Origin of the sequence: Streptomyces sp. NPDC058274 (genome assembly GCF_042881375.1) — a bacterium.
In the GTDB taxonomy this organism is placed as follows: domain Bacteria; phylum Actinomycetota; class Actinomycetes; order Streptomycetales; family Streptomycetaceae; genus Streptomyces.
In genome coordinates, this window is record NZ_JBHVXW010000005.1 from 1 (window position 1) to 14,816 (window position 14,816).

The 14,816-nt window shown below is 68.4% G+C and carries 13 protein-coding genes, 1 rRNA gene and 1 riboswitch; of the genes, 12 read left to right on the forward strand and 2 right to left on the reverse strand.

Annotated features, from left to right (window positions below):
- The first annotated feature begins 160 nt into the window (after positions 1–160).
- The 11 genes from rrf (at position 161) to ACFVYF_RS12105 (ending at position 10,751) form a co-directional block, all read left to right on the forward strand.
- Positions 161–277, forward strand: a 5S ribosomal RNA gene (rrf, locus tag ACFVYF_RS12055).
- 151 nt (positions 278–428) lie between these two features.
- Positions 429–1,037 carry a CDP-alcohol phosphatidyltransferase family protein gene (locus tag ACFVYF_RS12060; RefSeq protein WP_389454751.1) on the forward strand — a complete coding sequence of 203 codons (609 nt, stop codon included), beginning with the start codon at positions 429–431 and terminating at the stop codon, positions 1,035–1,037.
- 111 nt (positions 1,038–1,148) lie between these two features.
- Positions 1,149–3,644 carry a sugar phosphate nucleotidyltransferase gene (locus tag ACFVYF_RS12065; protein ID WP_389454753.1) on the forward strand — a complete coding sequence of 832 codons (2,496 nt, stop codon included), beginning with the start codon at positions 1,149–1,151 and terminating at the stop codon, positions 3,642–3,644.
- Positions 3,645–3,734: 90 nt separating this feature from the next.
- Positions 3,735–4,643, forward strand: a complete 909-nt coding sequence (locus ACFVYF_RS12070; protein WP_389454755.1) for a DUF881 domain-containing protein — start codon at positions 3,735–3,737, stop codon at positions 4,641–4,643.
- Entirely contained in the window at positions 4,640–4,972 is a 333-nt protein-coding gene (locus tag ACFVYF_RS12075) for a small basic family protein (RefSeq protein ID WP_003988855.1), read from the forward strand. The genes ACFVYF_RS12070 and ACFVYF_RS12075 overlap by 4 nt, the downstream gene beginning before the upstream one ends.
- A 5-nt stretch (positions 4,973–4,977) precedes the next feature.
- Positions 4,978–5,859, forward strand: a complete 882-nt coding sequence (locus tag ACFVYF_RS12080) for a DUF881 domain-containing protein (protein ID WP_389454757.1) — start codon at positions 4,978–4,980, stop codon at positions 5,857–5,859.
- Between the two features lie 61 nt (positions 5,860–5,920).
- On the forward strand, positions 5,921–6,892 hold the full coding sequence (locus ACFVYF_RS12085; protein WP_389454759.1) for an FHA domain-containing protein: 972 nt from the start codon (positions 5,921–5,923) through the stop codon (positions 6,890–6,892).
- Positions 6,893–6,934: 42 nt separating this feature from the next.
- Positions 6,935–7,690 carry a MerR family transcriptional regulator gene (locus ACFVYF_RS12090; protein ID WP_389454761.1) on the forward strand — a complete coding sequence of 252 codons (756 nt, stop codon included), beginning with the start codon at positions 6,935–6,937 and terminating at the stop codon, positions 7,688–7,690.
- Positions 7,691–7,773: 83 nt separating this feature from the next.
- The gene (locus ACFVYF_RS12095; protein ID WP_006123076.1) at positions 7,774–8,247 is read left to right on the forward strand and encodes a bifunctional nuclease family protein; all 474 of its coding nucleotides are present in this window, start codon (positions 7,774–7,776) and stop codon (positions 8,245–8,247) included.
- Positions 8,248–8,482: 235 nt separating this feature from the next.
- Positions 8,483–9,115: a MerR family transcriptional regulator gene (locus ACFVYF_RS12100; RefSeq protein ID WP_389454763.1), complete on the forward strand. Its 633-nt coding sequence runs from the start codon at positions 8,483–8,485 to the stop codon at positions 9,113–9,115.
- Positions 9,116–9,242: 127 nt separating this feature from the next.
- Positions 9,243–10,751: a DNA polymerase IV gene (locus ACFVYF_RS12105; RefSeq protein ID WP_389454765.1), complete on the forward strand. Its 1,509-nt coding sequence runs from the start codon at positions 9,243–9,245 to the stop codon at positions 10,749–10,751.
- On the opposite strand, the gene ACFVYF_RS12110 is transcribed toward ACFVYF_RS12105, so the two are convergent.
- A complete protein-coding gene (locus tag ACFVYF_RS12110) occupies positions 10,673–11,044 on the reverse strand; it encodes a PRC-barrel domain-containing protein (RefSeq protein ID WP_389454767.1) in 372 nt (123 codons plus the stop codon). The two genes, ACFVYF_RS12105 and ACFVYF_RS12110, sit on opposite strands and share 79 nt — an antisense overlap.
- A 114-nt stretch (positions 11,045–11,158) precedes the next feature.
- Positions 11,159–11,254, forward strand: a riboswitch (glycine riboswitch).
- A gap of 183 nt (positions 11,255–11,437) precedes the next feature.
- On the opposite strand from ACFVYF_RS12110, the gene gcvP reads away from it, so the two are divergent.
- Complete coding sequence (gene gcvP, locus ACFVYF_RS12115) at positions 11,438–14,323, forward strand: aminomethyl-transferring glycine dehydrogenase (RefSeq protein WP_389454769.1); 2,886 nt, start codon at positions 11,438–11,440, stop codon at positions 14,321–14,323.
- A gap of 96 nt (positions 14,324–14,419) precedes the next feature.
- Here gcvP and ACFVYF_RS12120 read toward each other — a convergent pair whose 3' ends face one another.
- On the reverse strand, positions 14,420–14,626 hold the full coding sequence (locus ACFVYF_RS12120; protein ID WP_383276400.1) for a DUF5999 family protein: 207 nt from the start codon (positions 14,624–14,626) through the stop codon (positions 14,420–14,422).
- Positions 14,627–14,816 lie beyond the last annotated feature (190 nt).

Consider the following 14,816-nt stretch of genomic DNA (forward strand, 5'->3'; position numbering starts at 1 on the left):
GGTTGATAGGCCAGATCTGGAAGGCGGGTAACCGCTGGAGGTGACTGGTACTAATAGGCCGAGGGCTTGTCCTCAGTTGCTCGCGTCCACTGTGTTGGTTCTGAAACCACGAACAACCGTCGTAGCCATGCCACGGCTCCGGTTGACAGTTTCATAGTGTTTCGGTGGTCATAGCGTGAGGGAAACGCCCGGTTACATTCCGAACCCGGAAGCTAAGCCTCACAGCGCCGATGGTACTGCAGGGGGGACCCTGTGGGAGAGTAGGACGCCGCCGAACTCCTTTTAGAGCTCCGGCTCTTGGGCATTTTGCCCAAGAGCCGGAGCTTTTTTGTTTTCCGGCAACGCCACCACCCCTCCGCGCCTCGACGGTAGGGCTGCGGGTAGGGTCAGGGGGCATCGTTGGCTCGTTTCCCACAGGAGGCCCCCGGGTGGAGGTCCAGGAGACCCGCGTCCAGACAGACCGGGTCCTCACCATCCCGAACATCCTCAGCATGGCGCGTCTCGTCGGCGTGCCCGTCTTCCTGTGGTTGATCCTCCGGCCTGAGTTCGGTGGTCCCAAGAGTGACGCCTGGGCGCTGCTGGTTCTCATGCTGAGTGGCATCACCGACTATCTGGACGGGAAGCTCGCCCGACGCTGGAACCAGATCAGCAGCCTGGGCCGGCTGCTGGACCCCGCGGCCGACCGGCTCTACATTCTGTCCACTCTCGTCGGTCTCACCTGGCGCGAGATCCTGCCACTCTGGTTGACCGGGATCCTTCTGGCCCGAGAGCTGCTTCTGTTGGTCATGGTCGGCATCCTCAGACGGCACGGCTACCCGCCGCCGCAGGTGAACTTCCTGGGGAAGGCCGCGACGTTCAACCTGATGTACGCCTTCCCGTTGCTGCTGCTCAGTGACGCAAGCGGATGGATCGCGTCACTCGGTGCTATTTTCGGATGGGCGTTCGCCGGATGGGGTACAACCCTGTATTGGTGGGCAGGAGTCCTCTACGTGGTTCAGGTCCGCCGTCTTGTCACGGCGGACACCATGGCCGATTGAGCTCGCCCATTGCGCGGTTGTAGTGGCTCGTTGGCCCGCGGACGAAAAGTGCGGGACAATTTGGACGGGTGAAGTCGGCTTGACCGTCTCTTCAAGGAGGACGCTTCCGACATGAAGGCCGTCGTGATGGCCGGAGGCGAGGGCACACGCCTTCGCCCTATGACCTCAAGCATGCCCAAGCCGCTCCTGCCCGTGGCGAACCGCCCGATCATGGAGCACGTGCTGCGGCTGCTCAAAAGGCATGGGCTCAACGAGACCGTCGTTACCGTGCAGTTCCTGGCCTCTTTGGTCAAGAACTACTTCGGGGATGGCGAGGAGCTCGGGATGGAGCTCACCTATGCCAATGAGGAGAAGCCACTCGGTACCGCCGGGAGCGTGAAGAACGCCGAGGAAGCGCTGAAGGACGACACCTTCCTCGTCATCTCCGGTGATGCCCTGACCGACTTCGACCTCACGGACCTCATCAATTTCCACAAGGAAAAAGGTGGGCTGGTCACCGTCTGCCTGACCCGTGTGCCGAATCCGCTGGAATTCGGTATCACCATCGTCGACGAGGAGGGCAAGGTCGAGCGCTTCCTCGAGAAGCCGACCTGGGGCCAGGTTTTCTCGGACACGGTGAACACGGGCATCTACGTCATGGAGCCGGAGGTCTTCGACTATGTCGAGGCCGACGTCTCCGTCGACTGGTCCGGTGACGTCTTTCCTCAGCTGATGAAGGAAGGCAAGCCCATCTACGGCTATATCGCCGAGGGCTACTGGGAGGACGTCGGTACCCACGAGAGCTATGTGAAGGCGCAGGCCGACGTCCTGGAGGGCAAGGTCGACGTCGAGCTCGACGGCTTCGAAATCTCGCCGGGCGTGTGGGTCGCAGAGGGTGCCGAGGTGCATCCCGACGCCGTACTCCGTGGACCGCTCTATATCGGTGACTACGCCAAGGTCGAGGCGAACGCGGAAATTCGCGAGCACACCGTCGTCGGCTCGAACGTCGTCGTCAAGAGCGGCGCTTTCCTGCACAGGGCCGTAGTGCACGACAACGTGTACATCGGGCAGCACAGCAATCTGCGTGGCTGTGTGATCGGTAAGAACACCGACATCATGCGGGCGGCGCGGATCGAGGACGGCGCCGTCATCGGTGACGAGTGCCTCGTCGGAGAAGAATCGATCATCCAGGGGAACGTCCGCGTCTACCCCTTCAAGACGATCGAGGCCGGCGCCTTCGTCAACACGTCGGTCATCTGGGAGTCGAGAGGCCAGGCGCATCTCTTCGGCGCCCGCGGAGTCTCCGGGATCCTGAACGTCGAGATCACCCCGGAGCTCGTCGTGCGACTCGCCGGCGCGTATGCGACGACCCTCAAGAAGGGCTCGACCGTCACGACGGCTCGTGACCACTCCAGAGGTGCCCGCGCGCTGAAGAGGGCGGTCATCTCGGCACTGCAGACCAGCGCCATCGACGTACGCGACCTGGAAAACGTACCGCTGCCGGTGGCCCGGCAGCAGACCGCCCGGGGCAGTGCCGGCGGAATCATGATCCGGACGACGCCTGGAGTGCCCGACTCCGTCGACATCATGTTCTTCGACGAGCAGGGTGCCGATCTCTCGCAGGCGAGTCAGCGGAAGCTGGACCGCGTCTTCGCGCGGCAGGAGTACCGGCGTGCGTTCCCTGGTGAGATCGGGGACCTGCACTTCCCGGCGAGCGTCTTCGACTCGTACACGGGATCCCTGCTGCGGAATGTCGACACCACTGGGATCGCCGACTCCGGCCTGAAGGTGGTCGTGGATGCCTCGAACGGCAGCGCCGGCCTGGTGCTTCCCAGCCTCTTGGGCAAGTTGGGTGTCGATGCGCTGACCATCAACCCCGGTCTCGACGAGTCGCGGCCGACGGAGACCGGTGACACGCGCCGGTCCGGGCTGGTCCGGCTGGGCGAGATCGTGGCGTCCGCTCGGGCCGCCTTCGGGGTGCGTTTCGACCCGGTGGGTGAGCGGCTCTCGCTCGTGGACGAGAAGGGGCGGATCGTCGAGGACGACCGGGCCCTGCTCGTGATGCTCGACCTGGTGGCCGCGGAGCGGCGCAGTGGGCGGGTGGCACTGCCCGTGACCACTACACGGATCGCGGAGCAGGTGGCGGCGTACCACGGGACGCAGGTCGAGTGGACGACTACGTCGCCCGACGACCTGACCCGGGTCGGGCGCGACGACGCGACGATCTTCGGTGGCGACGGCCGCGGTGGGTTCATCATTCCGGAGTTCAGCAGCGTCTTCGACGGTGCGGCTGCCTTCGTACGGCTCATCGGGCTGGTGGCGCGGACGCAGCTCACCCTGAGCCAGATCGACGCGCGGATTCCGCGGGCGCACGTCCTCAAGCGCGACCTCGCTACTCCCTGGGCCGTCAAGGGGCTTGTGATGCGCCGGGTCGTGGAGGCGGCCGGGGATCGCTTTGTCGATACGACCGACGGTGTGCGGGTCGTGGAGACCGACGGGCGCTGGGTCATGGTGCTCCCGGACCCGGCCGAGGCGGTCACGCATCTGTGGGCCGAAGGGCCGGACGACGCATCCGCCCAGGCTCTGCTCGACGAGTGGTCCGCGATCGTGGACAGCGCCGGGCGATAGCCACGCGTGCGTGCCGGACAAGTGCCCCCAAGGGGGCCTGTCCGGCACGCCGGTGGGGCCGTTCGGAGGTAGTACCCGCGACATGCGACGATGTGCGGCATGCCGCAGCAGCCCCCCGTTCGGAGCATCCCCACGCGCCCCACGCGCCCGGACGCCTCCATGTCGCTGCTCACCAACGTCATGGATCACAGCCTCGATGACGGATATGCCGAGGCGGCTGCCCGAAAGCACGCGGAAGGCACCAGCGGTATGCCGAAGACGCTGCGGGCGAAGCTCGGTCTCGCGGCCGGTCTGGTGCTCGCGGCGCTGGTCGTGACCGTGGGGGCGGCGCAGGCCCGTGTCGCGGCCCCCGTTGTCGCCAAGGAGCGCCAGGAGCTGATCGACCGGATCGAGCGCCAGACGGCGTCCGCGGACAAGCTGGAAGACCGCGTCGACACCCTGCGCGACGACGTGAGCGCGCGGCAGCGTGCGGCACTGAAGCAGGACGGGGGCAGTGACCAGGCCGACCTGGTGAGCATCCTCTCCGGCGCCACCGCGGTGCACGGTCCCGGTGTGAAGCTCGTGGTGAACGACGCCAAGGAAGCCAGTTCTGGTGGCGGCGACGGGGATCCGCGGGAGACGACCGACTTCTCCGACACCGGGCGGGTGCGCGACCGTGACATGCAGCGGGTCGTCAACGGGCTGTGGCAGTCCGGCGCCGAGGCCATCTCGATCAATGGACAGCGGCTGACGGCCCTGTCGGCGATCCGGGCCGCCGGTGACGCGATACTGGTCGACAACAGGCCGCTGGTGCCGCCCTACACGGTGCTCGCGGTGGGGGACGGGAAACGGCTGAGCACCAAGTTCCAGGACAGCGCCGACGGTCAGTATCTGCACGCGCTGCACGAGAACTTCGACATCCGGACCAGCATCTCCGTGGAGGACGATGTCCGGCTGCCCGCCGCACCGAGTGTGATCGTACGTACAGCAGAACCGAGCACAGAGAAGGGCACATCGTGATCGCCGTACTGGGCCTCGTCGTGGGAGTCGTGGCTGGATTGCTGGTCCGGCCCGAGGTTCCGGCGGTCGTCGAGCCTTATCTTCCGATCGCCGTCGTGGCGGCGCTCGACGCCGTGTTCGGGGGCCTGCGCGCGATGCTCGACGGCATCTTCGACGACAAGGTCTTCGTGGTGTCGTTCCTGTCCAACGTCGTCGTGGCGGCGCTGATCGTCTTCCTGGGCGACAAGTTGGGCGTCGGTGCCCAGCTGTCCACGGGTGTCGTGGTCGTCCTCGGTATCCGCATCTTCTCCAATGCCGCGGCGATCCGCCGGCACGTGTTCCGGGCGTGAGGCCGATGAGCGACGACGAGACGCCGAAGAACTCCGAGGTCCCCGGGACTCCGGAGAACCCGCTGCGCAAGGAACTCCCCGAAGAGGTCCCCGCGGTGGCTGCAGCCGTCCCGGAACCGGAGAAGGAGAAGGAGAAGGAGAAGGAGAAGGCCCCGGAGCCCTCGCTCGGTGGCCGTCAGCGGCTGGTCAAGGGGTTGTGGCCGCCGCGGGTGACGCGCGCCCAACTCATCGTCGCCGTGCTCCTGTTCGGCCTCGGCTTCGGTCTGGCCGTGCAGGTGGCCTCCAACAGCGACAGCGGCAGCGCCCTGCGCGGCGCCCGCCAGGAGGATCTCGTACGCATCCTCGATGAACTCGATGACCGTACGCAGCGTCTTGAGGACGAGAAGCAGGGTCTCGAGGATCAGCGCACCGAGCTGCGGAACAGCTCGAACCAGGCCGAGGAGGCCCGCAAGCAGACGGTCGAGAAGGAGAAGCAACTCGGCATTCTGGCGGGCACGGTGGCGGCGCAGGGGCCCGGCATCACGCTGACGATCGACGACACGAAGGGGACGGTCCAGGCGGACATGCTGCTCGACGCCATCCAGGAGCTGCGCGCGGCGGGGGCCGAAGCGATCCAGGTCAACGGTGTGCGGGTGGTCGCCAGCACCTATCTGACGGATTCCGGGAGCGGAGTGAGCGTCGACGGGAACAAGATCACCCAGCCCTACGTTTTCAAGGTCATCGGCAAGCCGCAGGACCTGGAGCCGGCGCTCAACATTCCCGGAGGCGTGGTGCAGACGCTGGAGAAGGAGCAGGCCACCGTGACGGTCGATCGCTCGACGAAGATCGTCGTCGATGCCTTGCGAGCTGCGAAGCGGCCTGACTACGCTCGGTCGTCGTCCCAGTGACCGGCGGGCGCATGGGGGTCGCCGGGGCAGGGCAGGAGGTTGCGGGGGGTCGACGCACCGATTGGGTGGTGCGTGGTGGAAACTGTCAGGTGGATACGGACGTTGTGAGGATGTCCGGGTCGACCGGTGTGTTCAATCAGGGTTCGTCCTGCCCCACGGGCGGGTCTGTTTCGGTCAAGGGGAATCGCCCGTGAAGTTGTTTGGGAAGTTGTTCGGCAAGAGCGCACGAGAGGGCAATGACAACGCGACTGCCCGTCATCGTGCATCGCGCCCCGCCGACGCGGAGGGGCAGAGCGGTGAGCGCCCGCTGTTCCGGGACCAGATCGGTGGTCCGGGTGGTGACATTTCCGGTGGTCAGGGCGCGTCTGTTGACCCTGCCGCATCCGGCCGCATAGGTTTCGGGGATCCGTCAACCTCAAGTACGGGTGGAGGGTTTGCCTCCGATCCGTACGCGTCCCATGCCCCTGGCGGGCAGCCGCGGCAGGAGGATCCGTCCATGTCGGCCCTGGTGTGTACGAGGTGCGGTAACCGCAACGCGGAGAACAGCCGATTCTGCTCCAACTGCGGTGCGCCGCTGCGGGGCGCCTCGGTCCCCGAGCGTCCGTCCGAGACGACGTCCACGATCTCCATCTCAGGCCTCGAGGCCTACGACGCCGAAGTGACGGGCCAGACGGCGACGCCGGCGCTCTCCCCGGAGGCACAGGCGGCCGTCGACGCGCTGCCGCTGGGCTCGGCGCTGCTGGTGGTGCGCCGTGGACCGAATTCAGGCAGCCGCTTCCTGCTGGATGGCGAGCTGACCACGGCCGGGCGTCATCCGCAGAGCGACATCTTCCTCGACGACGTGACGGTGTCGCGTCGCCATGTGGAGTTCCGCCGCGCCGCGGACGGTTCGTTCACGGTTGCCGACGTCGGCAGCCTGAACGGCACGTACGTCAACCGGGAGCGGATCGACCAGGTCGCCCTGTCGAACGGTGACGAGGTGCAGATCGGCAAGTACCGGCTGGTGTTCTACGCGAGCCAGCGAGGCATCTGACCCTCCCCCGGACGCGGTCCGGGGGGACCCCCAGGAAGGTCCATGCTTCAAACACCGAGCGGCGGTGCCGGGAGTGGTACCGCCGCAGCGGACAGTGGGCTGATGAGCATCGGCACGGTGCTGAACGTGCTGCGCGACGAGTTCCCCGAAGTGACCATCTCCAAGATCAGGTTCCTGGAGTCGGAAGGGCTCATCGAGCCGCAGCGCACCGCGTCGGGGTACCGCAAGTTCAGCCCGGAGGACGTCGAGCGCCTCGGTCACGTACTGAGGATGCAACGGGACCACTATCTGCCGCTGAAGGTGATCCGCGAGCACCTGGACGCCCTGGAGCGCGGGGAAGAGGTACGGCCGCCCACCCTGGGCCGGCAGCGCGGTCCCGGGGACGCGGAACGCCCGGGCGACCTCTTCGGGGAGCCCGAGACCCCCACGGCGGCCCGTATCGGCCGTGACGAGTTGCTCGCCGCCGCCGAGATCGGTGAGCGGGAGCTCGACGAGTGGGAGTCGTACGGCCTCGTCGCACCGCTGCCGGACGGCGGGTACGACGCAGAGGTGGTCGTCGTCGCCGCGCTCGTTGCCGAGCTGGGGCGGTTCGGGATCGAACCACGGCACCTGCGCGCGATGAAGGCCGCTGCCGACCGTGAGGCGGGTCTCGTCGACCAAGTGGTGGCCCCGCTGAAGCGCCACCGCAACCCGCAGACCAGGGCTCACGCCGAAGCCCGTACGAAGGAACTGGCGGGGCTCACGATGAAGCTGCACGCGGCGCTGGTGCGGACCGCGCTCGGCGTACGACTGCCCTGAGCCGGGTGTTCGCCGGTGGCGGATCGTCCACCCGTTCTGTGCCCGACTACCCAAACGTCCCGGGCACGGCCTAGGGTTGCTGTGTGAACGAGCTCGATGTCGTAGGTGTCCGGGTCGAAATGCCCTCCAACCAACCGATCGTGCTCCTGCGTGAAGTGGGAGGCGACCGCTACCTCCCCATCTGGATCGGGCCCGGGGAGGCGACGGCGATCGCCTTCGCCCAGCAGGGCATGGCCCCCGCGCGACCGCTGACCCACGACCTGTTCAAGGACGTGCTGGAGGCGGTCGGCCAGGAGCTCACCGAAGTGCGCATCACGGACCTGCGTGAGGGCGTCTTCTACGCGGAGCTCGTGTTCGCCAGTGGTGTCGAGGTGAGCGCCCGGCCGTCCGATGCCATAGCGCTGGCCCTGCGGACCGGTACGCCGATCTACGGCAGTGACGGTGTGCTCGACGACGCCGGCATCGCGATCCCGGACGAGCAGGAGGACGAGGTGGAGAAGTTCCGCGAGTTCCTCGACCAGATCTCTCCCGAGGACTTCGGGACCAACAGCCAGTGACCCCGGTCGGCCCATGACGGGCCGGTGGGCCGGGCCGCCGCGGCCGGCAATTGCCGGGGGCCAGTGAGGCGTCTTGCGGTCCGCACCGAGAGCATTCGGCTAGCCTTTCCCCGCGGTGGGGCACGGGAAACCACTCCTAGGGTGATTATCACTCGGCGTGCCGAGTGTGGCGATCGTTGACGCGCCCCTGGTGACTGCCTACCGTCGAGAGGGCAGGTCAAGGACGGAGGTCGGCGTGGGAAGCAGCGGCGACGGTACGGTCGGGGGTGCCCCCGGACGGAGTCTGGGGGAAGGCGGCCCGTACCCGCTTCACGGCAGCACGCCCGGCCACGCCGCGCAGCGGCCGGCGGCTGTGCCGGACGGAGGGGCGGCTTCCGAGGAGATCGGTTACCGCGGCCCCACAGCGTGCGCGGCCGCGGGCATCACCTACCGGCAGCTGGACTACTGGGCTCGTACGGGCCTGGTCGAGCCCAGCGTGCGGCCCGCTCACGGGTCGGGGACGCAGCGCCTCTACAGCTTCCGGGACGTCGTCGTCCTGAAGATCGTCAAGCGGTTCCTCGACACCGGAGTGTCGCTGCAGAACATCCGCACCACGGTCCAGCACCTGAAAGAGCGCGGATTCCTGGACCTCGAGCGGATGACGCTGATGAGCGACGGCGCGACGGTCTACGAGTGTTCGTCACCCGACGAGGTGCACGCACTGCTCCAAGGTGGCCAGGGCATCTTCGGGATCGCCGTGGGTGTCGTCTGGCGGGACGTGGAGAGCGCGCTGTCACAGCTGCACGGAGAGCGGGTCGACACGGGCGAGACGCTTGTCGGCCACAATCCCACGGACGAGCTGGCGCGCAGGCGCAACCGCGCGGTCTGACGGACACACCTCGTTGCGGCGTGATCGCCGGTCCGGCCGCTCATGGCCGGACCCTGCGGCGCAGAGCGCGTGCCCAATGCCCCGGCATGCCGGGGCATTGTCAGTGGCGTAGGGCAGCATCGGACCTGTGAGAACGACGCCCACGATCCTGCATCTCGACATGGATGCCTTCTTCGCCTCGGCGGAGCAGGCGTCCAAGCCGAGCCTGCGCGGGAAAGCGGTCGTCGTGGGCGGACTCGGCCCCCGTGGAGTCGTCTCCACCTGCTCGTACGAGGCACGCGTTTTTGGGGTGCATTCGGCGATGCCCATGGCCCAGGCGCGCCGGCTCGCGCCGAACGCCGCGTATCTCGTGCCGCGCTTCGAGATCTACCGGGAGGTCAGCGAGCAGGTGATGGGGCTGCTGCGGGAGCTGTCGCCGCTGGTGGAGCCGCTGAGCCTGGACGAGGCGTTCGTCGATCTGGAGGCCGGTGGGGTGGCCTGGGACGAGGGATCCGCGCGGCTGGTGGGTGTGCAGCTGCGCGCGGACATCCGTGCCGTGACCGGACTGACGGGATCGGTGGGGCTGGCCGCCTCCAAGATGCTCGCCAAGATCGCCTCGGAGCAGGCCAAGCCGGACGGACTGGTGCTGATAGAGCCCGGGACCGAGCGGGCGCTGCTGGGGCCCATGTCGGTGCGGACCCTGCCGGGCGTGGGGCCCGCGACCGGGGACCACCTGCGCCGGGGCGGGATCACCACGGTGGAGGAGATCGCCGAGGCGGGCGAGGACGAGCTGGTACGGCTGCTCGGGAAGGCGCACGGGCATGCGCTGTACGCCATGGCGCTGGCCCACGACGACCGGCCCGTGGTGGCCGAGCGCGAGACCAAGTCGGTGTCGGTCGAGGACACGTACGACGTGGACATCCATGACCGGGTGCGGGTCGGCCTGGAGGTCCAGCGGCTGGCCGACCGGTGTGTGCAGCGACTGCGGGGCGCCGGGCGCTCGGGGCGGACGGTAGTGCTCAAAGTCCGGCGCTACGACTTCTCCACGCTGACCCGGTCGGAGACGCTGCGGGGGCCGACGGACGATCCCGGGGTGGTGCGGGAGGCCGCCGCGCGGCTGCTGGACTCCGTGGACACGACCGGCGGGGTGCGGCTGCTCGGTGTCGGCGTCACGGGCCTCGCCGACTTCACCCAGGAGGATCTCTTCGCGCAGGCGCAGGCGCAGGCCGCCGAGGAGGAGCTGCCGGCGTTGGAGCTGCCGGACGGGGAGAGCGCGCAGGAGCCCGCGGCGGAGCCCGCACCGGAGCCGCCCGCCGAGCGGCGGTGGCCCGCGGGGCACGACGTACGGCATGCGGAGTTCGGGCACGGATGGGTGCAGGGGAGCGGGCTGGGGAGGGTGACCGTGCGATTCGAGACGCCGTATTCGGAGCCCGGGCGCGTACGGACGTTCCGGACCGACGATCCGCAGCTGGAACCGGCGGATCCGCTGCCCCTGGTGGCGCGGGTGCCGGCGGCGCCGGAGGGAGGGGCGGTCGGGCCGGTGACGGATGCGGAGGAGTCCCTTGAGGAGCGGTCCGGTCAGCCCTCGTCCGAGCCCGCGAGTCTTCCGAAGTCGCGGTCCGGCGGAGGAGACGGAGACGCCACGTCGAGACCGTAGTGGTGGTAGAGCTGGATCTCCTGTTCGGGGGAGAGATGGCGGCCGACCCCGAAGTCTGGGGCGTCCTTGATCAGGGCGCGGTCGAAGGGGACCTGAAGGGCGCCCTCCACCAGCTCGCTCGGCTCCAGCGGGACGAAGGCGTCGCGGCTGAACAGGCCGGTGCGTATGGCCGCCCACTCGGGCACTCCGGTGGCGTCGTCGAGATAGACCTCGTCGACGGTGCCGATCTTGGTTCCTTTGCGGTCGAACGCCTTGCGGCCGATCAGGTTGCGCGGATCGATGTCGGTATGCACGGGACCTCCTCTTGGTCGCAACTCATCCGTAAGCACTACAAAAGAGCACATTCAGGAAGGTGGCCACTCGAAAGCCCGTGCGTTGCCCTCGCTGGTAGGCTGGCTAGCGGCTGCTGACCCCGTGCGGGAGAGTCCTTTGGACAACACCGAAGGCGCCGAAGGAGCAAATCCTCCCCGGAATCTCTCAGGCTCACGTACCGCACGGACGAGGTCACTCTGGAAAGCAGGGCGGGGGATCCACACCTCCCGCTCTCACCGACGGTGAAAGCCGGGTCGTCAGCGCGCGGGGCGGGCCGGTGAAGCTCTCAGGTCGAGATGACAGAGGGGGAGGCCGTCGGGGTACCCGTGCCGGGGTGCCCCTCGAAGGTCGCGTCAGACCAGGAGGCCTCCGCAATGACCGCCCACCGCATTCCGCTCTCCGAGCTCGAACAGGGCATCCCCTTCGAGCAGCGCCATATCGGGCCCGACCACGAGGCCCGGGCGAAGATGCTCGCGCAGGTCGGATACGGCTCCCTCGACGAACTGACGGCCGCCGCGGTCCCGGATGTCATCAAGAACGCCGACGCCCTGGAGCTGCCGGGCGCGCGCACCGAGGCCGAGGTGCTGGCCGAGCTGCGCTCCCTCGCGGACCGCAATCAGGTCCTCGACTCGATGATCGGCCTCGGTTACTACGGCACCTTCACGCCGCCGGTGATCCTGCGCAACGTCATGGAGAACCCGGCCTGGTACACCGCGTACACGCCGTACCAGCCGGAGATCTCGCAGGGCCGCCTGGAGGCGCTGCTCAACTTCCAGACCGTGGTCGCCGAGCTGACCGGTCTGCCGACCTCCGGCGCCTCGCTGCTCGACGAGGGCACTGCCGCCGCCGAGGCGATGTCGCTGTCCCGGCGCATGGGCAAGAACAAGAAGGGCCTGTTCCTGGTCGACGCGGACGCGCTGCCGCAGACCATCGCGGTCATCCAGACCCGCGCCGAGCCGACGGGCGTCGAGGTCGTCGTCGCCGACCTGAGCGAGGGCATCCCGGCCGGGATCGCCGAGCGTGAGATCAACGGCGTGCTCATCCAGTACCCGGGGGCCTCCGGCGCCGTACGCGACATCAAGCCCGTCATCGAGCAGGCGCACGAGCTCGGTGCCGTGGTCACCGTCGCCGCCGACCTGCTCGCCCTGACCCTGCTCACCGCTCCGGGCGACCTCGGTGCCGACATCGCGGTCGGTACGACCCAGCGGTTCGGTGTGCCGATGGGCTTCGGCGGTCCGCACGCGGGATACATGGCGGTGCGCGAGAAGTTCGCGCGCAGCCTGCCGGGCCGGCTCGTGGGCGTGTCCGTCGACGCGGACGGACACAAGGCGTACCGCCTCGCCCTGCAGACCCGCGAGCAGCACATCCGCCGTGAGAAGGCGACCAGCAACATCTGTACGGCGCAGGTACTGCTCGCCGTGATGGCCGGGATGTACGCCGTCTACCACGGACCCGAGGGCCTGAAGACGATCGCCCGGCGCACGCACCGCTACGCCACGATCCTCGCCGAGGGACTCAAGGCCGGCGGGGTCGAGGTCGTCCACGGCGCGTACTTCGACACGCTGACCGTGCGGGTTCCGGGCCGGGCGGCCACGGTCGTGGCGGAGGCGCGCAACCAGGGCGTCAACTTCCATCTCGTGGACGCCGACCATGTGTCGATGGCCTGCGACGAGACCACCACGCGTGCGCAACTGGGCGCCGTCTGGACCGCGTTCGGTGTCGAGGCCGACATCGCCGCGCTGGACGAGTCGGCCGCCGACACGCTGCCCGAGGGGCTGCTGCGGACCGACGACTACCTCGCCCACCCGGTCTTCCACCAGTACCGCTCCGAGACCGCGATGCTGCGCTACCTGCGCAAGCTCTCCGACCGCGACTACGCGCTCGACCGCGGCATGATCCCGCTGGGCTCCTGCACGATGAAGCTCAACGCGACCACGGAGATGGAGCCGGTCACCTGGCCCGAGTTCGGCCAGCTGCACCCCTTCGTGCCCGCAGACCAGGCGCAGGGCTACCTCACGCTCATCCGTGAGCTGGAGGAGCGGCTCGCCGAGGTCACCGGGTACGACAAGGTGTCGCTGCAGCCCAACGCCGGTTCGCAGGGCGAGCTGGCGGGCCTCCTCGCGGTCCGCGGCTACCACCGCGCCAATGGCGACGAGCAGCGCACCATCTGCCTCATCCCCTCTTCCGCGCACGGCACGAACGCCGCGAGCGCCGTGATGGCCGGCATGAAGGTCGTCGTCGTGAAGACCGCCGGGGACGGCGAGATCGACGTCGAGGACCTGCGGGCCAAGATCGAGCAGTACCGCGACGAACTCGCCGTACTGATGATCACGTACCCCTCCACGCACGGCGTCTTCGAGGAGCACGTCGCCGACATCTGCGCGCAGGTGCACGAGGCGGGCGGTCAGGTCTACGTCGACGGCGCCAACCTCAACGCACTCGTCGGGCTGGCCAAGCCGGGGCACTTCGGCGGTGACGTCTCGCACCTGAACCTGCACAAGACGTTCTGCATCCCGCACGGCGGCGGCGGTCCGGGCGTCGGCCCGGTCGGTGTGCGCGCCCACCTCGCGCCGTATCTGCCGAACCACCCGCTGCAGCCCGCAGCCGGCCCGAAGACCGGTGTCGGCCCGATCTCGGCCGCGCCCTGGGGCTCCGCGGGCATCCTGCCCATCTCGTGGGCGTACGTCCGGCTCATGGGGGGCGAGGGCCTGAAGCGCGCCACGCAGGTGGCGGTGCTCTCGGCCAACTACATCGCCAAGCGCCTGGAGCCGCACTACCCGGTGCTCTACACCGGCCCGGGCGGGCTCGTGGCGCACGAGTGCATCATCGACCTGCGCCCGCTGACCAAGGCCACCGGCGTGAGCGTCGACGACATCGCCAAGCGGCTGATCGACTACGGCTTCCACGCGCCGACGATGTCCTTCCCGGTGGCCGGCACGCTGATGATCGAGCCGACCGAGTCCGAGGACCTGGTGGAGCTCGACCGGTTCTGCGAGGCGATGATCGCCATCCGCGCGGAGGTCGAGAAGGTCGGCGCGGGCGAATGGCCCGCCGACGACAACCCGCTGCGCGGCGCTCCGCACACCGCGGCGGCCCTCGGCGGCGACTGGGACCACGCGTACAGCCGTGCGGACGCGGTCTTCCCGGCGGGTGTCTCGGCCGCCGACAAGTACTGGCCGCCGGTGCGCCGCATCGACCAGGCGTACGGCGACCGGAACCTCGTCTGCTCCTGCCCGCCGCTGGACGCCTACGAAGAGTAGTCACCCTCGGACATGCGTCGGGGCCGGTTCGGAGTGTTCCTCCGGGCCGGCCCCAAATGTGTCTGGGCGGCTGTCACTCCACCCGGCTTGTGCGGCTCAGGCGGCCGTCATCACCTGCTCCGTGCCCAGCGGGCGGTGCGGGTCGATGATCTTGCCGTCGGGCAGGAGCTCACCGGTGTCCTCGAAGAGCACAACGCCGTTGCACAGCAGGCTCCATCCCTGCTCCGGGTGGTGCGCCACGTGGAGCGCGGCTTCCCGGTCTGCTGAGTCGGCTGTCGGGCACGGTGGCTGGTGCTGGCACATGGATGGGATCTTTCGCTCTGTCGTGACGTGTGAGATGGCTGTCTTGTCCGTCTTGCGGCTCGAAACGTCGTTCATGGCCGCCCCCCGTTTGAATAAGTCGGTCCGTCACCAGTGTTGCCCTACGGGCGTCAATCCGCAGGTATTTCACAGCAGCACTTCTCACAGGTTCATGACGCATCACCCGTGCGGA